Source organism: Pseudoalteromonas sp. NZS11_1 (genome assembly GCF_015864275.1).
Taxonomy (GTDB): domain Bacteria; phylum Pseudomonadota; class Gammaproteobacteria; order Enterobacterales; family Alteromonadaceae; genus Pseudoalteromonas; species Pseudoalteromonas arctica.
This window is the reverse complement of the sequence record NZ_JADYXK010000002.1, coordinates 212,110-233,802: the sequence shown is the minus strand read 5'-3', so window position 1 is coordinate 233,802 and position 21,693 is coordinate 212,110. Positions and strand designations below refer to the sequence as shown.

Below are 21,693 nucleotides of genomic sequence, written 5' to 3'. Positions count from 1 at the left end.
CTCAGTAGTGAAACGAAACAGCGCCGATGATAGTGTAGCATTTGCTATGTGAAAGTAGGACATTACCAGGCTTCAAATTGTAGAAAGCCCGAATCTAACGATTCGGGCTTTTTTACGTCTGTAGAAAAGTGAAATGCGCGCAATTAACACACACTCACATCAACACCTAGCACGCAGGGCGGGCAAGCATAGCGACTCCCGACGCTAGAATCACAACAAAAGCCCTCAACACCCCAGTCGGCCAATAAAGTAGCATTTGCTACGTGACTTTCTACTGCTGTGGGCACTATGACATTCTACTGCGTAGCGCACCGACTTCACATTGTAGCGAGCCCGGATCTAACGATTCGGGCTTTTTTACGTTTGCAGAAAAGTGAAATATGAGTAACTAACATTACGCACTCGATTTCTCTCCAATTTATCTAAATGTACAAGTCGAGTAGAATAGCTCCTTACTTCAGTGCTAAAGTTTATAACCAAATCTAAAGACTATTTAAAATAGTCCGTAAGCTTGAGTTTCTTCACTTTCAGATTCTTCTAGTTGTGTTGGTTTAAATATTACGCTTGGATCAATTAATACACTGTGCTTTTGTGAAAGCTTGATTAATCCTCGCATCATATTTTTAGTTTGTGGGTCTAGATCAAAACCAACCTCAGTGAGCTTATCTAGTGGTTTAATGTCTTCTTTTTTATAGTCGATATTATCTTCGACTTTATCTACCAATAACCCTACGTGTGGGTTTAAGCCGTCTTTAGTGGTAAAAACAATAATAGGTTTATAGTCTAAGGTTATTTGCTCTTTAGCTGATTCGAATAAACGCTCTAGCTGAATTAGGTTACTACGCTTAATTTTTTCGAGCAGAGCTGATACTTGTTTATAATCGCTTTGATTATGAGCTGATATAGCTTCTTTTACCGTTTCTAGCAATGATTGGAAAGGTTCGTTAAGTCGAGACATTGTTAGTTTTAAGTCTTCATTATCGGTGTTGAACTCTTTGTAAAACAGAACAAAATCTTGTAGTTCTGCATCATTGCTTGAAATAGAAGCCGAGCTATTTAGCAAGGTACTTTGAAGGGTATTGAACCAGTTTAATAGTTTTTCTTGCCATGTTCTTAGTTGTTTTAGTACATGCGCATTACTTTGTTCGGTTGAGATATTATTTAAAATAATACCTAAATCAAACACAGGCGTTGGTATATCCATATAATCTTTAACACCAATAAAGCTTTTATTATTGTTGGGTAAAGTTGTTAGATTATTGTCAAAGCGCTCTGTTAATAAAATATCGAGTATTTTAAGTGAAATTGTTTTGCAGCCCACTTTAAAGTTTATTAATTCCATGCCTTTATCTTAATTTACCTGTTAATGCTTTAAGGATAGAACAAATTAAATAAATAGCTTAAAGATGGATAAGATTTAATAGAGATAGGTAACTAGGTGTTATTAGATGGCACTAGTGAGGTTTTTTATGGCACGTTTAAATTGATTCTCAAGCTGCTTTTTTCCTAATAAACCTAAGTGTTGAATCACTTTTTCATTACATTCATTTTGCAGCACTAACTTTATTAAAAGTTGTTTATCAGACTCTGTTAATTGAGACATACAAGAAGGAGACTGATTCACTACCTGCCAGAGAGTCGCAGAGATATTAAATTGAGTGAAGTTACTGTTTACGAGCAAGGCTAATCGTTCGTGAGTCTCGGGGCTTACTAACTCATCGCTAAATCCTTCAATTAAAATACTTACAAGTTGCCAATCTAGTGTTTTAAAATGTGTTAAAAGAGCATAAAAAAAGTCGTTTTTAAACTGCTTTTTCAAAGGTTGGATAATTGCACTTTTATTGCTTAAGCATTTAACCACAAGCGCTGAATGTTCAGCTGTGCTTTTATCGCGTTGATAACCCAGTTTTACGGTATCAAACCCTTGTTTTTGCCAAAAGTTAAGTAGCTGCGCTGTTGCGCCAAAGCTTGCACCAAACCAACTACATTGGCTTTTTACTTGCGACTCGCAATAGCTAAGTAGCTTTTTACCAAAACCCATATTGTGAGTACTCGGATCAATCGCTATGCGTACAACGCGAGCGCTCAACTGTGTTAAGTAGTCATTATCAAAGCTAAGTTGTGAGAGGGTTTGAGCCATTAAATGACCCTGTGGGCGGCGCTCTCCGCTTATAACCTGTAGAGCAAGTTCTTCACTTAAACCACCTTCTATTGCGATTAAACATACACCAACTAATTGATTGTTAATTTTGCTGATGAATATTCGTTGCGATGGTGCGTCTAGTAGTTGGCGTAAATCGTTTACACTACTTTGATAGTGAGCCAATGCAAGCAGGGCAATAACTTGTTGCAGTAAAGGCTCATTGTTTACAAGGGATTGCTGAGTTATTTCGCTATGAACTGGCTGCTCTAATTGCTCACTACTTAACTCTTTATATTGTGCATCGAGTGCAAGCAAGGTGCGAATGTGCTTCTCGAGGGGATCGTGTTTGGCAAAACGCAGTGGCTCATCAAGCGTTACAACTTTAGAGGCTTTATAGTGCGCTTTTATATAGTTACTAAAGCGAATGGTGTAACCCCTACCATTGCCCTCATACCCAACCAGTGTACTTGCAAAGACTATACGAGGGTAATGAGCTAGCATTTTTAGCAATAACGGAACAGGGATCGCGGCAGCTTCATCAATGAGTAATAAATCGCACTCAGGTAATGCATTTAATAACGCGTCAGGTGCAACGTAGTGCAAGTTGGCGAGCTGTTTATGTTCAGCGTTGTATTGAAGGCTCAGCTCGTTGGCTAAATGTTTAAAGCTACTATGGGTCGCTTTAAACTGAGTGCTGCAAATAATTACTTTTTTATCAGTCAATTTTGCGGCAGCTAAGCCAAGTGCTGCCGACTTGCCTCTACCCCTATCAGCATTAATGAGTAAAGGTCTGTTGGCACGGCCATTAGCTACTTTTACTATTTGTTCAACGCAGTTTTGCTGTGGTAGATAGTCAATTTTATTATGCGTAACAGAGCTGACGAGATTACTAATACAGCCATTTTGTTCACTAAAATGAAAAGCGGGTAACCGCTTAATAATAGCCGCGAAACGATTATTAAATAAACTGTAGTCAATACTCTGACCGTGTGATTGCACTGTACTTAATGAGGGGTCTTGCCAAAAGGCTAAATCATTTAATTCGGGCAGTAATAAAAACAGTATACCGCCTGCTTTAACGGTGCCGGTAAGTGCTGCAAGTTTATCAGGGTGCAAACCACTAAAACCATTATAAACAGCGTGAGCAAATTCTTGCCCTAAAATTTGGTGAGTGCGAGTAGGCCAGTACGAATTTTTAATCGCGCACTGCTTTGATACAACAAGTGTATTGTTTTCATCTATTAATGAGTTAAGTAATTCATAACACCAAGCAGGGCTGCCGGTAATCAACACTAGCTGACGATGATACGCGCCAGCTAGTTGTTGTTCTAACTCATTTAGGTGAGATTTATACAGCTTGTAATCGTGCATAGGCCGTTACTAACCATTTACTGCCAAGGTCGTCAAAGTTAACTTGTACGCGAGATTGCGCGCCACTGCCTTCGTAATTAAGTACGGTACCAACACCAAACTTAGCATGCAAAACTCGTTGCCCTAAGTTAAAACCACTGTCTTCAAATGCGGCATGGCTAACTGATGCGCTAAAACGCCCGGCGGCAGGCGGACGAGAAACCTGTGTTTTAATACGGATTTCTTCTACGCAGTCCTCAGGTATTTCGCGTAAAAAGCGTGATGGGCTATGGTATTTTTCTTGCCCGTATAAGCGGCGACTCTCAGCATGGCTAATGTATAACTTATCCATTGCTCGTGTCATGCCTACATAACAAAGGCGGCGCTCTTCTTCTAAGCGGCCAGACTCTTCGTTACTTTGCTGAGAAGGGAACATGCCCTCTTCTACGCCCACCATAAACACTAACGGAAACTCTAATCCTTTAGCTGAGTGAAGTGTCATCATTTGAACGGCATCTTCGTGCTCTTCTGCTTGTCCTTCACCTGACTCAAGTGATGTATGTGCTAAAAAGCCTTGTAAAGGCGAGCTGTATTCTTCGTCTTCAGGAAGTTCGTACTGGTCACATGCGCTAATTAGCTCTTCTAAGTTTTCTACGCGAGCACGGCCTTTTTCACCTTTTTCAGCTTGGTACATTGCCATTAAGCCTGAGGTTTGAATTGTGTACTTGGCTTGCTCATGCAAAGTTAGATCGCTAATTTTATCTTCTATTTGTTCAACTAGTTCTACAAACTTACTTACTGCACCAGAAGCACGACCAGATAAGTGCTGTTGTTCTACAATTGCTTTTGCGGCATACCAAAGCGGTAACGATTCTGCTCGTGCACAATCTCGTATATGGCTCAATGTTTTATCACCAATACCGCGTGCTGGCGTATTAATTACACGCTCAAACGCGGCATCGTCTTGACGATTACCTACTAGGCGTAAATACGAAAGCGCATCTTTAATTTCTTGTCGTTCGAAGAATCGCATACCACCATAAATACGGTATTTTAAGCCTTCTTGCAGCATGGCCTCCTCAAGTACACGAGATTGCGCGTTACTACGGTATAAAATTGCGGCATCTTGTAGGGCATTACCTGCATTTAACCAGCTTCGTAGTTTGCTACTTACAAAGCGTGCTTCGTCTAACTCATTAAATGCTGCATAAATAGAGATTGGCTCGCCATCGTTACCGTCGGTCCACAAGCTTTTACCCATACGTTCTGAGTTATTTTGAATTAATGCGTTGGACGCTTTCAAAATAGTCGCGGTTGAACGGTAGTTTTGTTCAAGACGAATGGTTTCAGCGCTAAAGTCAGTTAAAAAACGTTTAATGTTTTCGATTTTAGCACCACGCCAACCATAAATGCTTTGGTCATCGTCGCCTACAATCATAATGCTGTTAGTATCGCCAGCAAGTAACTTTAACCAAGCATATTGAATGGTATTTGTATCTTGGAACTCGTCTACGAGCATATGTGCAAAGCGTTGCTGATAATGACGCAGTAACGTAGGGTTATTTTTTAACACTTCGTAGCTGCGTAGTAATATTTCAGCAAAATCAACTAGGCCCGCTCTATCACAGGCCTCTTGATAGGCGGCATAAACACGCAGCATCATTTGCTCATTAATATCGTATGCTTGAATATCTTTAGGGCGAAGTGCTTCATCTTTTTTGGCGCTTATGTACCAGCCAAATTGCTTAGCGGGCCATTTTTTATCATCAATATTCATCGATTTTAATAAGCGCTTGATCATTCTAAGCTGATCGTCAGAGTCTAAAATTTGAAAGGCTTCAGGTAAGTTAGCTTCACGGTGATGAGCACGTAAAATACGATGCGATAAACCATGGAAAGTACCAATCCACATGCCACCTACAGGGGCCTTTAGTGTTTCTTCAACGCGGCCACGCATTTCTTTAGCGGCTTTATTAGTAAAAGTAACTGCAAAAATACTGTAAGCGGAGGCTTGCTCAACTTGCATAAGCCACGCAATACGATGAACTAACACTCGTGTTTTACCAGACCCAGCACCTGCTAATACCAGCATGTTTTGTAGTGGGGCTGCAACGGCATCGCGTTGTTTGTCATTTAAGCCATCGAGTAATTGTGAAACGTCCATCGTTACGCCTTTTTAATCAATATTGTGGCCAGTATAACAGGTGTTTTTGTTAGGCTAAATAAAATACTGTTTTTATAAACAGCTATTTATAAAATAGTGTTCAAAACGAGTAACTTGCTAATTAATTGAGCGAATAGAAAAGTGCAAACACATAACAAAAATTTCTAATTTGACCTAAAGTTAGCAAAATTTACTAACTCTCTAAATCTAGACTAATTTAACTATTTGATTTGTAAGCTTTAATAAATTGGCATAGAGTGTGTAAGTAAATAATTATAAAATCAAATAAATACAGAGGTTAGTATGGCAGATCAAGGTTCTGGCGGTAACGTAATCGCAGCATTATGTAATATATTTTTTCCTGGTTTAGGGCAGTTAGTGCAAGGGCGTATTTTAGCGGCTATATTTTTTGCACTCGCTATTATAATAAGTTACGCACTAATTTATGTGCTTGTAGGCTTTGTACTTGTGCCTATTATTTACTTATGGTCGATTATTGACGCAGCGCGTTATAGATCGCGAAGTTAACGGTTTTCAAGTTGAGTAAAATAGCGCCCATGTGGCGCTATTTTACTTTATATGTCCTGTGGTTTACGGGCGTTTACGTATATAATTACGCAATTAAAGATTTACAGGCAAACCCTATGGAATATCAATTTATTCGCGACCCTATTAGTGGGCTACGTATTAAAATAAGCAGTGAACACGCTATTATTGGTCGCTGGCTAAACGAAGAAATAGGCAAAGACAAAGTAGCCATGGTGCAAGCGCTTATTGCATCGGTAAGTTCAAGCTATGAGCCGCTAACGCTAAAAGGCCAAGAAATAGATTTAATATTAACGAAAGACGAAGCATTATTTGAAGCCCATGCACTTCATCAAGACAGCGAAGACCTAATAGCGTATCAAGATGACGATTTAGCGCTTGAAGAAAATGGTTTAAGTAGTGGTTGTGGCTTTGAAGATTTCATTGATTTAATTGATTCATGGCATGAGTTTACGACGTCACGATAAACATAATTAGGACACTAATAAAAATATACAGCAATGCACAATCAGCATTTTATCTGTATTATTACACCAACGAAAATTACGCCAACCAAAACGACAGGAACTGATATGTCTGCCAATTTAAACAAGCTAGTAGTGATGCTAGAAATGCAAAACGCCATGAATACTAAAGTACATGAGCAATGGTTTACTCAAGGGTTTGAATGGTACCGCGCTATTTGGGTTGAGTGTGCTGAAATGTTGGATCATCATGGTTGGAAATGGTGGAAAAAACAAACACCAGATACTGAACAAGTTATTTTAGAGTTAGTTGATATTTTTCATTTTGGTCTATCGCTTAGAATTGACGGTGAAACTAGCTACGAAGACTTAGCAAAGCAACTTGAAACTGAGCTTAGCAATGCTCAACAAGCTGATGACTTTAAACAAACACTAGAGATATTGGCGGCGTCTGCTGTTGCTGATAAAACGTTTAATGCAGGTGCCTTTGCCGGCTGTATGGCGCAAATGGGTATGGATATTGATGATTTATATCGCGGCTACGTAGGTAAAAACACGTTAAACTTTTTCCGCCAAGATCACGGTTACAAAGATGGTAGCTATATTAAAGAATGGAATGGGCAAGAAGATAACGAGCATTTAGTTGAAGTAGTTAAAAGCCTTGATACAGAACATGCAGATTTTGCAAAGTTAGTATATCAAGGGCTAGAAGCGCGTTACCCAAAAATTTAAGTCACGTAAGTTGAGTTAGATAATCTTACGATAGTCGGTAACACTTAGGTAATCGGCTATTTCGTTATGTGGTTGTTGGCTATCTGGGTTAGCAACTGCAAGTAAGTGCTCAATGCCGTATTCTCGTGCGGCATTCAAAACCGGCACACTGTCATCTACAAACAAAGTGCGCTGCTTATTAAACCCTAAGTCTTTTTGTACTTGGTGCCACAAACTTTGTTGCTCTTTACTTACTCCATATTCATGAGTAGACACTACGCCATCTAGGTAGTTATCAATCGCTGTATGCTCAAATTTAAGCATGACACTCTCAGGGTGGGCGTTGGTAAGTAAAATTAACTCTTTGCCTGCTTTTTTAAGCTCAGTTAAAAAATGAGGTACGTCTTCGCGCATTTTAATTAAATGCTGAGACTCTCGTTTAAGCTCCATTATAGGCAAGCTTAATTGCTGCTCCCAATAATCTAAACAATACCACTGTATTTGACAGCTCACAGCTTGATAGCGTTTTAAAATATCTGCTTTAGCTGCATCTAGGCTAATGCCCCTTGCTAATGCGTGTTGCGCAGGAATAACGTTAAGCCAAAAATGACTGTCGTAATGTAAATCGAGTAATGTTCCATCCATGTCGAGCAAAACGGTATCGATTTTTGACCAATTTAACATAGGAATTTCAACTTATAAGGTTTATTATTGAACTAACTGCCATGATAGCAAATTAACGCCAATGACACAGAAAAAGCACCCAACACCACCACAAATCCTCAGTAACAATGTTGTCGCTAAAAGCCGCCTGTTTACTGTGGAGTCTTTAGAGCTAAAGTTTTCTAATAACGAAGAGCGCCAGTATGAGCGAATTCGCGGCGGTGGCCGGGGAGCAGTGATGATTGTTCCGTTAAGTGCAGACAACGAATTACTACTTGTACGTGAATACTGTGCGGGCACAAACGATTACCAGTTAGGTTTTCCTAAAGGCTTAATCGATCCGGGCGAAACGCCAGAGCAAGCTGCTAACAGAGAGCTTAAAGAAGAAATTGGCTTTGGTGCTGAGTATTTTAAACCATTAAGAACAGTAACAATGGCGCCGAGTTACTTTAATGCCACTATGCATATTTTATTTGCTAAGCAATTATACCCACAAACCCTTATTGGCGACGAACCAGAGCCGCTTGTTGTTGTTAAGTGGCCATTAACTCAGTGGCAGTCATTATTAGACCAAGAAGATTTTACCGAAGCACGCAGTGTTGCAGCTTTGCTATTATTAGATAAGTATTTAGCGTCTGGAGCTGCCGATGAATAAATTAATCGAACCGTGTATTGAATTAGCTGAGCGTGCTGGCGATGCAATTATGGCCATTTATAAAAAAGGCGATATTGGCCAACAAGAGAAATCAGATAATACGCCTGTTACCAAAGCTGACTTAGCAGCAAATGACGTACTGGTTGCTGGATTAAAAGTCTTAGCGCCCGATATCCCAATTATGTCGGAAGAAACACCTATACCAGCACTCGCCGACAGACATGACTGGCAGCGCTATTGGTTGCTCGATCCGATGGATGGTACAGGCGAATTTATTTTAGAAAGTGGCGACTTTGCAGTAAACATTGCATTGATTGAAAATAATCATCCTGTGCTTGGCGTTATTCATTGGCCTGCAAAAGGTGTGACTTATTTTGCTACAGCTAAAAATGGTGCCTTTAAACGTGAAAACTCAATTGATAAGCAAATATCTGTAGCGCCGCCAGAGAACTTGACGCTTGCAGTGAGCCGCCGCCAAAAAATAGAAGCGGTGAGTCAGTATTTAAATAGTCAGTTTACAACTATTGCTATTGGTTCGTGCTCATTAAAAGCTTGTACTGTTGCAGAAGGCAAAGCAGATTGTTTTTTAAGAATTGGTCCAACGGGAGAGTGGGATACAGGTGCTTCACAAGTTATTGTTGAAGAAGCCGGTGGTTGTATTACCGATGCAGAATTTAACCCGCTAACGTACAACCAACGCGAGAGTACTGAGAACCCTGACTTTATAGTGATGGGACATCCAGACTGGGAATGGCAAAAAATGATTAATCCGCATCAAAGGTTGAGCGCAGAATAGCAATTTGATTGCTTTTTGTTCGGTTGAACAACTTTAATTAGTTTAGGCCTTGCATTAAATGTTTATTCCTATATAGTAGCGCTCTCTTCAAGGCAGGCTCGTAAATATTACGAAAATGTTTTAAAGAAATTACAGGCGCGGGATGGAGCAGTCTGGTAGCTCGTCGGGCTCATAACCCGAAGGTCGTCGGTTCAAATCCGGCTCCCGCAACCAATTTTTTATAAGATTTGGTTACTGTAAACTCTAGCTTAAGAGATAAAATAAAGTAGTCGATAGACTTAAAATATACAGGCGCGGGATGGAGCAGTCTGGTAGCTCGTCGGGCTCATAACCCGAAGGTCGTCGGTTCAAATCCGGCTCCCGCAACCAATTTTTTATAAGATTTGGTTACTGTAAACTCTAGCTTAAGAGATAAAATAAAGTAGTCGATAGACTTAAAATATACAGGCGCGGGATGGAGCAGTCTGGTAGCTCGTCGGGCTCATAACCCGAAGGTCGTCGGTTCAAATCCGGCTCCCGCAACCAATTCTTTAATTGGAAGCCAAGTTGTAATGTAAGCAACTTTAAACAAGTCTACAAATTTCAGGCGCGGGATGGAGCAGTCTGGTAGCTCGTCGGGCTCATAACCCGAAGGTCGTCGGTTCAAATCCGGCTCCCGCAACCACTGAAATTAAATACCTAAAAAGTTAAAACAAAATAGCACTCTTTATCGAGTGATTTTTTGCGTCTGCAGTTTAATAAATTCTTATAATTATAAAACTCACCGTTACTGGGCAAAACACTTTGCACAAGTAAGCGAAGGTCGTCGGTTCGCTTTTTACAAACTCAAGCTCCCGCAACTACTGAAATTAAATACATAAAAAGCTAAAACAAAATCGCACTCTTTATCGAGTGATTTTTTGCGTCTGCAGTTTAATTAATTCCTATAATTATAAAACTCACCGTTACTACGCAAAATACTCTGCATAAGTAAGCGAAGGTCGTCGGTTCGCTTTTTACAAACTCAAGCTCCCGCAACCACTGAAATTAAATATCTAAAAATTCAAAACAAAATCGTACTCTTTATCGAGTGATTTTTTGCGTCTGCAGTTCAATGAATTCCTATAATTATAAAATTCACCGTTACTGCGCAAAATACTTTGCACAAGTAAGTGAAGGTCGTCGGTTCGCTTTTTACAAACTCAAGCTCCCGCAACCACTGAAATTAAATACCTAAAAAGTTAAAACAAAATCGCACTCTTTATCGAGTGATTTTTTGCGTCTGCAGTTTAATGAATTCCTATAATTATAAAACTCACCGTTACTACGCAAAATACTCTGCATAAGTAAGCGAAGGTCGTCGGTTCGCTTTTTACAAACCCAAGCTCCCGCAACCACTGAAATTAAATATCTAAAAATTTAAAACAAAATCGCACTCTTTATCGAGTGATTTTTGTGTCAGCAGTTTGATAAAATACCTTATATTCTGCTTTATTTAATGACTTTACTCTAATATCTGTGACGTTTAACAAATAACTTATTTTTTAAAAAAGAGTATTTTATGTTAAAACGGTTAAAAGATTTTAAGTAACAATACACATCACATGACAGAACTTTATCACTGGTTTGATTTAATAGGCATTGCGGTGTTTGCTGTGTCGGGCACTTTGCTAGCGTACGAAAAAAAAATGGATGGCTTTGGAGTCGTAGTTTTAGCGACGGTAACTGCTATTGGTGGTGGTACAGTGCGAGATCTAATTTTAGATGTTCCTGTGTTTTGGTTACACGATCAAAGTTACTTTTTTGCCATACTAGCTTCAGTATTTGTTACAACACGCCTTATAAATAAACAAAAGCCGATACCTCATTATATTTTACAAACAGCGGATGCGTTTGGTTTAGCTTTTTTTGCAGTAATGGGGGCGCAAAAAGCGCAGCTTGTTGGTATGCCCGATATGACAGCGGTAATTATGGCTGTAATTACAGGCTGCTTTGGTGGATTAATTCGAGATGTGCTTGCACGCGAGATCCCTATGCTATTAAAAGGTGAGCTTTACGCTATTACCTGTATAGCGGGTGGCACTGTTTATACGCTTGGCATTAGTTTTTCGTTAGTAACCGAAATGGCGATGGTATTAGGTATGTTAATGACCTTATTACTTCGTTTAGCTGCTATAAAATGGCAAATCACATTACACGTTTTTAAATATCCTGACTAAACTGGTGTAATCACACCATTTACTAGGATAAGGAATGTCGTTAGCTCGTATATTTTCTCGTGCTCAAGTGGGTATAAATGCCCCTGAAGTTATTGTAGAAGTTCACCTAGGAAATGGTTTACCCGCTTTTCATATAGTAGGCCTGCCCGAAGCGTCCGTTAAAGAATCAAAAGATAGAGTACGTAGCGCACTCGAAAACTCACAATTTGGTTTTCCCGATCAACGAATAACTGTAAATTTAGCCCCTGCCGATTTGCCAAAAGATGGCGGACGGTTTGATCTTGCTATTGCGGTGGGTATTTTAGTCGCCTCTGGGCAAATAGTGTGTCCTGATATTCACAAGTACGAGTTTTATGGTGAGCTTGCTCTTAATGGTGAGGTGCGTGGTGTAAACGCTATTTTACCTTCGGTACTTGCTGCAAAAGAGCAAGATCGTTGCTGCTTTTTACCTCTTGCAAACGACAGCCTAGCAAGCCTAGTTAATGGCGTTAAACGCAAAGCCGTAAGCTCTATTCAAGAAGTGTGGGGGGATTTACTTAATCAACAACCCTTACCATTAAATATAGAGTATCCCGACTGCACACAAGCCCCTGACTTTTTACTTGATTTAAGCGATGTGAAAGGTCAGCCCGGTGCAAAGCGAGTACTCGAAATTGCTGCAGCTGGCGGGCATAATTTATTATTTTTAGGCCCTCCAGGTACTGGTAAATCGATGCTGGCCCAGCGAATGGCAACTATAATGCCTACTATGTCGGACGATGAAGCTATTTCGACAGCTGCGCTTTACTCTATTATTGGGCAATCCATAGATTTAACTAATTGGCGACAGCGGCCATTTCGTAATCCACATCATACTTGTTCAGCTGTTGCCTTGGTGGGGGGCTCTTCGAATCCCAAACCTGGTGAAATTTCTCTGGCACATAACGGTGTGCTCTTCTTAGATGAGTTACCGGAATTCGAGCGTAAGGTACTTGATTCACTGCGTGAGCCAATGGAAACCGGTACAGTTACTATTTCACGTGCAGCTAGGCAAATGGAGTTTCCGGCGCAGTTTCAGCTTATTACAGCATTAAATCCAAGCCCAACAGGGAGCCATACTGATAAGCGGGCAACTCCCGATCAAGTTATGCGTTATTTATCGCGAGTATCAGGACCTTTTATTGACCGTATTGATTTGCAAATAGAACTACCTCGTTTAACGAGTGTTGAACTACAAAGTACTCAGCCGGAGGAAAGTAGTGCTGAGGTTAGAGCAAGAGTTGAAACGGCTTATTACCTACAACTAAAACGTCAAGGTAAGGTTAATGCGAGGCTTAATAATAAAGAAATGAGTGTGCACTGTGTACTAGCGCCTGCAGAGTTGCAGTTTTTAGCCAGAGCAAGCGAGAAGTTGTCTTTATCGCCACGCTCTTATCATAGAGTGATTAAAGTGGCGCGTACTATTAGTGATTTAAAAGGCGCTGAAAACATTAGTTTAAATGAGCTTAAAGAGGCACTTAATTACCGCGCATTTGAGCGTCTTATTGCGCAATTAACTAAGTATTAAATAGAGAGCATATAGCCTTTACCGCGTACGGTAACAATGCGTTTTTGATCTTTTTCGTCATTTAATTTTTTACGTAAACGACCAATCAGCACATCAACAGTACGATCGTTTGGACTCCAATCGGGCTGGCCTATTTCTTCTGATATTTTTTCACGGGATGTGGCTTTACCCGCATTACTAATTAAGCAAATAAGCACTTTATGTTCGGCTTCAGTTAAGCGTGATTCAACGCCTGCAGCAGTAATTAGTGTGCGGTTATCGGGGTGAAGCTTAAAGTCAGCATACTCTATAAATTCTTCGCTTTCGTCGTCTTCTAGGTTAACTGCAACACGCTTATAGAGCGCGCGCATGCGAAGTTCTAACTCAAGTAAATCGACGGGCTTACAAATATAGTCATCAGCGCCTTGTGCAAGGCCTGCAATACGATCGGCTTGGGAGTCACGACTCGATAATACAATAACGCCAATATCGGTAAGTGTGTTTAATTCTTTTGCCAGCTGAAGCCCATCACGCTTTGGCAAAACAATGTCAATTATGGCTAATGATATAGCACCGCGCAGGTTTACCCGCTGCCTTACAATGTTAAGTGCATCAGCGCCAGTTGGGTCTACCTCTATTGTAAATTCGGTATCTGCAAAGTGATTTTGGATGCGTTTAACGAGTAGTTCATCGTCTTCAACCAATAAAACATTAATAGCCATAGTACTTTATTTTGAATGCTTATAGCTCTGTATGGTAGCACCATTAGGTAAATGCTGAGAAGGGGGTTTATTAGTTTTAAGTAACTTAATATTTCAAAGGTGTATAAGACGTTATTAGAGGATGAGGTTAGCACCTTTAAACTAATTAAAAGGTGCTAAATAATTAATACTACTATTAATAAATCTGTATTAAGTCGTTATTTTAAAGGTTCAGGCTCAGTCATTTTTATACATTGAGTCCCACCATTGAGGTTCATCTTTTAGCTTTTTATCAAAGTATGCGAGCATGGTGTTCCACCAATCAAATCGTTTATCGCGTGCAAAAATTTGGTGGTCGGCGCCTTTGTATTCGATTAATTCTACGTCCTTATTAAGCAGTTTAAGCGCAGTGTACATTGTTAAGCTTTCGCCAACAGGTACATTGGTATCACTATCACCATGAAGAAGCAGCATAGGTGTTGTTACTTTGTCGGCATGAAATACAGGGCTATGTTGGCTGTAAAGCTCAGGGTTATTCCATGGGAAGCTATTTTTTGATGCTTCGCCAGAATATAAGTAGCCCCACCAACCTTCACCCCAATACGAGGTAATATTAGAAATACCCGCATGAGCTATTGAAGCACTAAATATATCGGTTTTAGTTGCCAATAACATGGTCATGAAGCCACCGTATGATGCCCCTAAATTTCCTATCTTTTCACTATCAACATAGTTGTATTTCTTTAAAAAGGCTTGCGTGCCTTCGATAATATCGTCTGCAGTGTAGTCGCCCCAGGAATTAACATGCTGCGCTGAAAACTTTTGTCCAAACCCTGTTGCGCCAGTAGGCTGTACTACATAAACAATGTAGCCATTTTCTGCCCATAAGTTAAACGGATAACGACCTGTAAAACCACGCGTAACTGGTGAAGTGCCGCCGTAGTAATACACGAGCGCCGGGTGCTTTTTAGTTTTATCTAAATTGCTAGGAATATAAACGCGGCCAGTTATTTCAACCCCATGTTTATTTTTAAAATTAAACTCTTCTAATGTAGGGAGTCGTGTATTTGCATAGCTACTTGGTTTTGAATCCCATATTAAATCTGTTTTATTTTTACTGACGTAAAGGCGCTTTAGCTGTTGTGGCGCTAAAGCGTTAGTGCCACTTAATAAAATTTCGGTATTACGGTCGTGTGAGTAACTAAATTGTTCAACAATATCCAATCCTGTATTTAACTTTTTAAAGCGCTGTTTACTTAAATCAAATAGGTAAAGCGGTTGAGTGTCTTGCTCTGTTACTTTAATGAGCGCATCGCCGTTTTCTAAAACTTGCAGTTGGCCAATAGCAGAATCGAATTGTTTACTAAGTGCTTTTACGTTTTTACCGCCTTCAGTAAGTAGGTAAAGTTGCCCGTCGTAGTTATTAGCAAGCATTGCTTTTGGTAGAGCTCTGCCTGCGCCATTTTTAAAGTCAGGGCCTGCAACTACATAAATATCTTTATTTGCGTATTTGGCTAAATTAAACGTTTTGAATTTACCAAGCGATGAAAGCTTGTTTGATTTTAAATCGAGTTCGGCTAACTCTGTTTCAGGGTGAGTTGATGCTTGCATTGCCATTACTGGGCGGCTCATTAATATTTTGCCACGGTTACTATTTGAATCTTCAAGGCTGTAAGAAAGAGGACCTTGGCTAAGTGCTTTTGTTAAACCACTTTTAGTATCAAACATATAAATTTGGCTGGTGGTACGTGCATACGACCAGCGATCTTGTAGACCTTTATAGTGCTTAGTTAAGCTGTTAGTGCTCTCAGGTGATTTAGACCAGCTAAACAAAAGGCTGGTGTCGTTATAAAAGGTAAAGCCATTGGCTCCTTCTAAATCGTTTGCTAATGTTTTTATTGAGAAGTTTTTACGGCTAAGTTGTTTAAGCTCACCATTTAACAAATACACTAAATATTGGTTATCTGGACTCCAAATAATGTTACTTGGTTGGCCTGCTTCGAAGCGATAAAGCGTTTGATTATCTGAATCTTTAAGTACTGTAACTGTATTTGCTTGGTTTTGTGCTTTATCGCTATAAGTGCGAGTAGTAGTAACGTACTGCTTAGCATTAGGTGCGAGTGATAATTGGCTGATTGTAGGGGCATCAAACAATTGTTTTGCAGATAAGCGTTTTGTTTGTGAGGCGCTAAGCGTAATTTTATCAACGTCGCTTTTAGGTGCAAAATCAAGCATTACGTCGTGCCAATTAGCTACTTGTTGGGCTACTATTAAAATAGAGTGAGTACTATTATTTAAAGCTAACTTATAGCTATTTTTATCGCCTGTTTGTAGTTCGCCATTAATAAATAACTGGCCTTGTTCAATTCCTTTTAAGGTAAGCGTACCTTGTGTGAAACGGGTTGTTTCAATATTAAACTTTAGTACCTGTAACCCACCTAAAGTGAGCGCATTGATTTTATTAAATGGCTGCCAATTTTGTTTTTTCCCAAATATAGAAAAGCTATCTGAGTTTGCTTGTAGTTGCGGCAATAGGTTATTAATAATGGCATTGCCATGAGGTGTTTGAAAAGGCTTTAACTGCATGTCTTCGGCAAGTGGGCCGATAAACTGAATTTTTGATTTATCCAATGGTGCAGCTATTGCAGCAAAGCTTAAGCTGCTAAGCGTTAAAAGAGCTGCTGCGTACTTAAATAGCTTATTTTGATGACACCATGGTGCGCTAAATTTCATTATTATGCCTATTATTATTGGAAGTTTGGCCAAATATAGCATGTATTGATACCATGCTCACATATCCAATATAGAGGAGAGAAAGTGACTTTACTGATAGTTTATATGGTAGTGGCGATTGTTATTTCGTTTTTATGTTCTGTGATGGAGGCTGTGTTATTAAGTATTTCGCCCAGCTATGTTGCATCACTTAGGAAAGAGCACCCTGAGCTGGCTAAACAGCTCGAAAAGCTTAAAAACAATATAGATCAGCCTTTAGCTGCTATTTTAACTTTAAATACGGTTGCCCATACTGCGGGTGCTGCTGGGGTAGGCGCACAGGCAGCTGTCGTGTTTTCCGATGCGGCTGTAGGTATTGCATCAGCCATTATGACATTCCTCGTATTAATCCTTTCTGAAATTATCCCTAAAACCTTGGGGGCTAATTACTGGCGAGCTCTAACGCCAAGTGTTACTTACGCTTTGCGGTTTTTAGTTATATCGCTAAAGCCTTTTGTATGGTTTGCACAAAAGCTAACAAATTTAATGGGTCCAAAGCACGATGAGGCTTACTATATTCGTCAAGAGATAGAGGCAATGGCTGATATAGGTACGGAGTCGGGTGCATTACATCAGGATGAGTCCGAAATAATTCGTAATTTATTGCATTTTAGGCATGCAAAATTATGCGATTTAATGACGCCTCGAACTGTTATTTTTAAAATCCACAAAGACTTAACCGTGAATCAGTATTTAAACGATCACGGCTCGTCGTCATTTTCTCGTATATTGGTATTTGATAAAGACAGCGACGATATTGTAGGGTTTGTGCATAAAAACGATATTATGCTGGCATTTCACCGTTTAGGTACCGATTACAAAATTAGCAAATTGATTAAGCCTATTTATACGGTGCCGAGTTCTCAAAATGTATCGTCGTTGCTGCAAACTCTTTTAACAAAGCGCACGCATATATGCCTAGTTGTAGATGAGTACGGTGACGTGCAAGGTATTGTAACGCTAGAGGATATGATTGAAGCTTTAATGGGGCTAGAGATTGTAGATGAGCGTGACCAATCTACTAATATGCGCGCAGTAGCAAGGCAGCGTTGGCACAAACGTTTAGCAAGCAGTGCGCATATAGTCAGTGAAGAAGATAAACACACTCGAGGTGATAATTAGTTAACCAGCCCCGATTAAATATTAATACCGCTTTAAGCGGGGCTGCCATCAGTTTTCAGCCAATCTTTAGCCCAAGATATAAATTCGTCTTGTGGTTTAGGGCGGCTAAATAAAAAACCTTGTATGGCTAGTTTTCTTTTATAATGCCTTAAATAAACGAGCTCTTCTGGTCGTTCAACACCTTCTGCCACTAAGTCTAAATTATCTTTACTCGTAATATTAAATAACGAACTTACGACCACTTGAGAAAATAAATCTGTTTCTATATGGCTAATAAGTGAACGGTCTATTTTAATTTCAGTAAAAGGAAGATTTCGAAGCTGATTCATATTAGTAAAACCAACACCAAAGTCATCTAGCGATATACCAAAGCCATGCATTCTTAATCTGTTTAGTGTTTCTAATTGCATGAGGCTTGAGAGTGCATGTTGTTCTGTTATTTCTATAATTATATTACTAGGCGTGAGTTGATTTAGTTCTAAAATGAGCAGTAATTTATTAGGGCAGTTTAGGTCGTCGAGCTGAGTTGGCGATAAGTTAAATGCCATCTTAAAATCATGACCTAGTTGCGCTTTCATATTTTTGAATTCGCTGGTGGCCTTTTCAAAAAGAGAAAATGTAATTTGATTAATTAAGTTATGTTGCTCGGCAATACCTATAAAACGGTTAGGTAAAATAATATTGCCGTCTTTACTTGATAAAATACGCGCTAAGACTTCAACGCTTTCAATTTTATTGTTATCAGCGTTTATTTTTGGTTGGTAAAAAGGCGTTATTTCATCATTTTTTAATGCTTCAATAAGCTCATCTTTTGAAATGGCTGACTCTTTTAATAAAGTATGGCTATTTAATTGCGCTACTTTAATAAGTAACCTACTTACCTGAGATAGTTGCACTGGTTTTGTAATATTACCAATGAGGTGAGCGTTATGTTGCTTGGCAAGGCTGGCAGCTAAACTAATAACTTTATGGTCCATTTCAGAAACAATAATAATACCGCCTTGATAATGTAACTCACCTAAGTGGCGGATTAATTCCATGCCGTCCATTTCGGGCATATTGAGATCAGTAAAAATAGCATCAAAGTAGTTAACATCTTCTTTTACTTTTTCAAGAGCTTCTTTTGCACTCAGACACGTAGTTATAGTGTTAGACATACCCAATTCGTTAAGTATAGCTTCCATAACGATCAAAATTGCTTTTGAGTCGTCAACAACTAAAATATTAGGTACTATTTTCTTCACAGTAATCTCTTCCAATGCGAATTTATTATTACTGTAAAAGTAGTAGCGTTATTGTATTTTGTCAGTACTTTTAATTTATATTTTTATCTGATAATTCTAATTAAAAAAGAGATCTTTATTATGCGGCTCGTGTTTTGTAAGTGAGTCGGTATACTAGCGCCATTGTTTTAAACGGTCTTAATTATGATAAGAATAGATCTTACTTTAGCCGAGCAGCCATTTTCGCTTATGGTGTCTGGGCAAAAAATTGTGCAGGTATTTCACGCGCAACAAGCCATTACATTTGATAACCCTCGTGAAAACTATTTTCAATTTACTTACGACAACAAAGTAATAGGTATTGATACAGCGGCGGTGAAAGAGCAAAGCATTTCGCTCTTTGTAGATGATCAATTTGCAACACAACTTGCGTTACCAGCACCTACAAATGGGTCACCTAAAAAAGGCTTTTTAGGTCTGGCTGCATTAGGTTTTAAGCTTTTTAAAAGTGCTAAGGTAATTAAAGTAGTGCTTGCAGGGGCTTCTGTTGCAGGCTATGCGTGGTTATTTAGTATAGAATTTGCATTAATGCTAATTGGGTGTTTAGTTGTACACGAATACGGCCATGTGCGAGCAATGAAATACTTTGGCATAAAAACCAAAGGTATTTACTTAATCCCATTTGTAGGTGGGCTAGCTGTAAGTGACGACAAAATAACGACTCGTTGGCAAGATGTCGTTATATCGCTAATGGGACCTGCATTTGGTTTAATTACCTCGGTACTGGGTGTCGTTTTATATTACGCCACCGAGACGGAGATATTTGCAGGTGTTGCGGTGCTTAGTGCGTTATTAAATTTATTTAACTTGTTACCAATTTTACCGCTTGATGGCGGGCATGTATTAAAAAGTATTAGCTTTTCAATGCGTTCATGGATTGGTTTGAGCGTATGCTTATTAGGCGTACTATTTGGCTTATGGCTGAGCTACACCTTTGGCTTAATGTTACTGGTATTCTTTTTGTTTGTAGGTGCGCTGGAAATTGTATTTGAGTGGCGAGGCCGTCACTATTCACATTTAATGCCGCTAGATAAATATGGCCAAGGCTTTTCAGCGGTAATGTATGCAGTTGTAGTCGCTGGGCATGTAGCTGTAATGATGCATTTTGCCGATTCAGAAAATCCAATATTGAGCCTGCCGATGACTATTTTATCGAGCTAGTATTTATCGTTCTAGGTAAAAGTGGGCTGTAATATTTGTTACAGCCCGTTAAAAATTAATAAAAGCTCAATACCAGCGATATAAAAACCCCAGTTACAAATAACTGCACAACACAAAATCCCATAATATCTTTTGCTTTTAAGCCTGCGATAGCAAGGACGGGTAATGCCCAAAAAGGTTGAATTAAATTAGTCCACGCATCACCCCATGCAACGGCCATTGCAACGCGAGATATATCGGCGCCTAGCTCTTGCGCTGCGGGTATTACAATGGGTGCTTGTATAGCCCATTGGCCACCGCCAGAGGGAACAAACATATTAATGAGCCCTGCACTTATAAAACTAAAAAATGGCAAGCTATCAGCATCTGCAACGGCAATAAAGCCACGTGATATCTGTTGTGCTAATCCGCTATCAACCATTACCGCCATGATGCCGGCATAAAAAGGAAATTGAATAACAATGCCAGCCCCGCTTGGAATTGCTTGTTGCAGACTGTTAAGTAAATTATGGGGTGTTTGATGCAGCGTAATAGCTAAAAACAAAAATACGGCAATAACGCTATTAAGGTTTAAGTTTCCGCCAGTAATAAAAAAGTAATAGCCTAAATATGCCAAACCTAATAAGCCAATTGCCATACCGAGTAGTTTACTTTGTTCTAAATGTTGAGCGGGTCTACTTATAGTAGTGGGTTTAGGTGCTATCTCTTGTAAAAGAGCTGGGTCGATATATACGCTTTCTTGCTCGCTTGGCAGCATATAGCGATTAACGAGCGGCATAATAATGAATAAACCAACTAATATGGCTATATTAAAGCCCGCAAATAAAGTGTGCTCTGTACTAATAATACCAATGCTGGCCTCTGAAAAGTGACCATCGGTTGCGATAGTTAAAGGAATCGAACCGGCTAATCCGCCATGCCATACAACAAAACCTGAGTAAGCGCTGGCTACTAATAATCGATAATCAACACGAGTATGTTTAGCAATTGCCTTGGCAAAAAGGGCACCAATAACTAAGCCAAATCCCCAATTTATCCAGCTCGCTAAAAGCGAAATAAGCGTTACCAATATAATTGCTTTAGGTGCTGTATTTGCGAATGTTGCTAGTTTTTCTAATAACTTACTTATAGGTGGCGTACTTGCCAACATATAGCCTGTAATTAACACTAGTAGCATTTGCATAGCAAAACTTAATAAGTTCCAAAATCCACCTCCCCACGCTTGTAATACTTCAATGTTGGTTGCGGTTGTAAATAAGCTCGCACTAATAAGAGTAATTATTGTAAGTAAAATTACAAATATAAAAGGGTCGGGAAGATAGCGCTCTACAATTTTAGTAAAAGGGCGGGCTATTTTATTAAGCATAAGCACAACTGTTTTGGTTATTATTTTAACGCTAATTAATCATGAAAAATCATCATTGGCAAACAGCATTTAG

At 39.4% G+C, this 21,693-nt stretch carries 17 protein-coding genes and 4 tRNA genes; 13 read left to right on the top strand and 8 right to left on the bottom strand.

What is annotated here, in order from left to right; translation table 11 throughout:
- Nucleotides 1-493 precede the first annotated feature (493 nt).
- The 3 genes from I6F44_RS03755 to uvrD all read right to left on the bottom strand — a co-directional run bounded on the left by I6F44_RS03755 (nucleotide 494) and on the right by uvrD (nucleotide 5,657).
- Nucleotides 494-1,342 (bottom strand): chemotaxis protein, encoded by an 849-nt coding sequence (locus I6F44_RS03755; RefSeq protein ID WP_197173315.1) that lies wholly within the window; start codon nucleotides 1,340-1,342, stop codon nucleotides 494-496.
- A gap of 102 nt (nucleotides 1,343-1,444) precedes the next feature.
- Nucleotides 1,445-3,514, bottom strand: coding sequence for a GNAT family N-acetyltransferase (locus tag I6F44_RS03750; protein ID WP_197173314.1), 2,070 nt, complete (start codon nucleotides 3,512-3,514; stop codon nucleotides 1,445-1,447).
- On the bottom strand, nucleotides 3,492-5,657 hold the full coding sequence (uvrD, locus tag I6F44_RS03745) for a DNA helicase II (protein WP_007586555.1): 2,166 nt from the start codon (nucleotides 5,655-5,657) through the stop codon (nucleotides 3,492-3,494). Before uvrD ends, I6F44_RS03750 begins: the two co-directional genes overlap by 23 nt.
- Before the next feature lie 303 nt (nucleotides 5,658-5,960).
- Between uvrD and I6F44_RS03740 the strand changes: the two genes are divergently transcribed.
- From I6F44_RS03740 to I6F44_RS03730, 3 genes are all read left to right on the top strand, one after another.
- On the top strand, nucleotides 5,961-6,185 hold the full coding sequence (locus I6F44_RS03740) for a hypothetical protein (RefSeq protein WP_002963009.1): 225 nt from the start codon (nucleotides 5,961-5,963) through the stop codon (nucleotides 6,183-6,185).
- Nucleotides 6,186-6,301: 116 nt separating this feature from the next.
- Nucleotides 6,302-6,670, top strand: coding sequence for a YacL family protein (locus I6F44_RS03735; RefSeq protein ID WP_024592461.1), 369 nt, complete (start codon nucleotides 6,302-6,304; stop codon nucleotides 6,668-6,670).
- 105 nt (nucleotides 6,671-6,775) lie between these two features.
- A complete protein-coding gene (locus I6F44_RS03730; protein WP_007586550.1) occupies nucleotides 6,776-7,399 on the top strand; it encodes a dUTP diphosphatase in 624 nt (207 codons plus the stop codon).
- A 15-nt stretch (nucleotides 7,400-7,414) separates the two neighbouring features.
- Here the strand turns inward: I6F44_RS03730 and yrfG are convergent, their stop codons facing one another.
- Entirely contained in the window at nucleotides 7,415-8,062 is a 648-nt protein-coding gene (gene yrfG, locus I6F44_RS03725) for a GMP/IMP nucleotidase (RefSeq protein WP_197173313.1), read from the bottom strand.
- 61 nt (nucleotides 8,063-8,123) lie between these two features.
- On the opposite strand from yrfG, the gene nudE reads away from it, so the two are divergent.
- From nudE to I6F44_RS03685, 8 genes are all read left to right on the top strand, one after another.
- Nucleotides 8,124-8,696 carry an ADP compounds hydrolase NudE gene (gene nudE, locus I6F44_RS03720; protein ID WP_007586548.1) on the top strand — a complete coding sequence of 191 codons (573 nt, stop codon included), beginning with the start codon at nucleotides 8,124-8,126 and terminating at the stop codon, nucleotides 8,694-8,696.
- Nucleotides 8,689-9,492 (top strand): 3'(2'),5'-bisphosphate nucleotidase CysQ, encoded by an 804-nt coding sequence (cysQ, locus tag I6F44_RS03715; protein WP_197173312.1) that lies wholly within the window; start codon nucleotides 8,689-8,691, stop codon nucleotides 9,490-9,492. The genes nudE and cysQ overlap by 8 nt, the downstream gene beginning before the upstream one ends.
- A 136-nt stretch (nucleotides 9,493-9,628) precedes the next feature.
- A tRNA-Met gene (locus I6F44_RS03710) sits at nucleotides 9,629-9,705 on the top strand.
- Nucleotides 9,706-9,784: 79 nt separating this feature from the next.
- Nucleotides 9,785-9,861, top strand: a tRNA-Met gene (locus tag I6F44_RS03705).
- 79 nt (nucleotides 9,862-9,940) lie between these two features.
- Nucleotides 9,941-10,017: transfer RNA gene (locus I6F44_RS03700), tRNA-Met, on the top strand.
- A gap of 62 nt (nucleotides 10,018-10,079) precedes the next feature.
- Nucleotides 10,080-10,156: transfer RNA gene (locus I6F44_RS03695), tRNA-Met, on the top strand.
- 919 nt (nucleotides 10,157-11,075) lie between these two features.
- Nucleotides 11,076-11,690 (top strand): trimeric intracellular cation channel family protein, encoded by a 615-nt coding sequence (locus I6F44_RS03690; RefSeq protein ID WP_007587018.1) that lies wholly within the window; start codon nucleotides 11,076-11,078, stop codon nucleotides 11,688-11,690.
- Between the two features lie 34 nt (nucleotides 11,691-11,724).
- Nucleotides 11,725-13,236, top strand: coding sequence for a YifB family Mg chelatase-like AAA ATPase (locus I6F44_RS03685; RefSeq protein ID WP_007587019.1), 1,512 nt, complete (start codon nucleotides 11,725-11,727; stop codon nucleotides 13,234-13,236).
- Here the strand turns inward: I6F44_RS03685 and I6F44_RS03680 are convergent.
- Both I6F44_RS03680 and I6F44_RS03675 read right to left on the bottom strand, forming a co-directional pair.
- Nucleotides 13,233-13,937 (bottom strand): response regulator transcription factor, encoded by a 705-nt coding sequence (locus I6F44_RS03680; protein ID WP_002957913.1) that lies wholly within the window; start codon nucleotides 13,935-13,937, stop codon nucleotides 13,233-13,235. The genes I6F44_RS03685 and I6F44_RS03680 overlap by 4 nt on opposite strands.
- 216 nt (nucleotides 13,938-14,153) lie before the next feature.
- The gene (locus I6F44_RS03675) at nucleotides 14,154-16,649 is read right to left on the bottom strand and encodes an alpha/beta hydrolase family protein (RefSeq protein WP_197173311.1); all 2,496 of its coding nucleotides are present in this window, start codon (nucleotides 16,647-16,649) and stop codon (nucleotides 14,154-14,156) included.
- Nucleotides 16,650-16,733: 84 nt separating this feature from the next.
- Between I6F44_RS03675 and I6F44_RS03670 the strand changes: the two genes are divergently transcribed.
- Nucleotides 16,734-17,810, top strand: a complete 1,077-nt coding sequence (locus tag I6F44_RS03670; protein ID WP_101217615.1) for a hemolysin family protein — start codon at nucleotides 16,734-16,736, stop codon at nucleotides 17,808-17,810.
- A gap of 32 nt (nucleotides 17,811-17,842) precedes the next feature.
- On the opposite strand, the gene I6F44_RS03665 is transcribed toward I6F44_RS03670, so the two are convergent.
- Nucleotides 17,843-19,054, bottom strand: coding sequence for an EAL domain-containing response regulator (locus I6F44_RS03665; RefSeq protein ID WP_197173310.1), 1,212 nt, complete (start codon nucleotides 19,052-19,054; stop codon nucleotides 17,843-17,845).
- Between the two features lie 183 nt (nucleotides 19,055-19,237).
- On the opposite strand from I6F44_RS03665, the gene I6F44_RS03660 reads away from it, so the two are divergent.
- Entirely contained in the window at nucleotides 19,238-20,254 is a 1,017-nt protein-coding gene (locus tag I6F44_RS03660; RefSeq protein ID WP_197173309.1) for a metalloprotease, read from the top strand.
- Nucleotides 20,255-20,309: 55 nt separating this feature from the next.
- On the opposite strand, the gene I6F44_RS03655 is transcribed toward I6F44_RS03660, so the two are convergent.
- Nucleotides 20,310-21,620 (bottom strand): short-chain fatty acid transporter, encoded by a 1,311-nt coding sequence (locus I6F44_RS03655; RefSeq protein ID WP_197173308.1) that lies wholly within the window; start codon nucleotides 21,618-21,620, stop codon nucleotides 20,310-20,312.
- Nucleotides 21,621-21,693 lie beyond the last annotated feature (73 nt).

Excerpts from the sequence above, each read along its gene's own strand:
- I6F44_RS03755 (WP_197173315.1), bottom strand. The coding sequence starts at position 1,342 with ATGGAATTAATAAACTTTAAAGTGGGCTGCAAAACAATTTCACTTAAA.
- I6F44_RS03750 (WP_197173314.1), bottom strand. The coding sequence starts at position 3,514 with ATGCACGATTACAAGCTGTATAAATCTCACCTAAATGAGTTAGAACAA.
- uvrD (WP_007586555.1), bottom strand. The coding sequence starts at position 5,657 with ATGGACGTTTCACAATTACTCGATGGCTTAAATGACAAACAACGCGAT.
- I6F44_RS03740 (WP_002963009.1), top strand. The coding sequence starts at position 5,961 with ATGGCAGATCAAGGTTCTGGCGGTAACGTAATCGCAGCATTATGTAAT.
- I6F44_RS03735 (WP_024592461.1), top strand. The coding sequence starts at position 6,302 with ATGGAATATCAATTTATTCGCGACCCTATTAGTGGGCTACGTATTAAA.
- I6F44_RS03730 (WP_007586550.1), top strand. The coding sequence starts at position 6,776 with ATGTCTGCCAATTTAAACAAGCTAGTAGTGATGCTAGAAATGCAAAAC.
- yrfG (WP_197173313.1), bottom strand. The coding sequence starts at position 8,062 with ATGTTAAATTGGTCAAAAATCGATACCGTTTTGCTCGACATGGATGGA.
- nudE (WP_007586548.1), top strand. The coding sequence starts at position 8,124 with ATGACACAGAAAAAGCACCCAACACCACCACAAATCCTCAGTAACAAT.
- cysQ (WP_197173312.1), top strand. The coding sequence starts at position 8,689 with ATGAATAAATTAATCGAACCGTGTATTGAATTAGCTGAGCGTGCTGGC.
- I6F44_RS03690 (WP_007587018.1), top strand. The coding sequence starts at position 11,076 with ATGACAGAACTTTATCACTGGTTTGATTTAATAGGCATTGCGGTGTTT.
- I6F44_RS03685 (WP_007587019.1), top strand. The coding sequence starts at position 11,725 with ATGTCGTTAGCTCGTATATTTTCTCGTGCTCAAGTGGGTATAAATGCC.
- I6F44_RS03680 (WP_002957913.1), bottom strand. The coding sequence starts at position 13,937 with ATGGCTATTAATGTTTTATTGGTTGAAGACGATGAACTACTCGTTAAA.
- I6F44_RS03675 (WP_197173311.1), bottom strand. The coding sequence starts at position 16,649 with ATGAAATTTAGCGCACCATGGTGTCATCAAAATAAGCTATTTAAGTAC.
- I6F44_RS03660 (WP_197173309.1), top strand. The coding sequence starts at position 19,238 with ATGATAAGAATAGATCTTACTTTAGCCGAGCAGCCATTTTCGCTTATG.
- I6F44_RS03655 (WP_197173308.1), bottom strand. The coding sequence starts at position 21,620 with ATGCTTAATAAAATAGCCCGCCCTTTTACTAAAATTGTAGAGCGCTAT.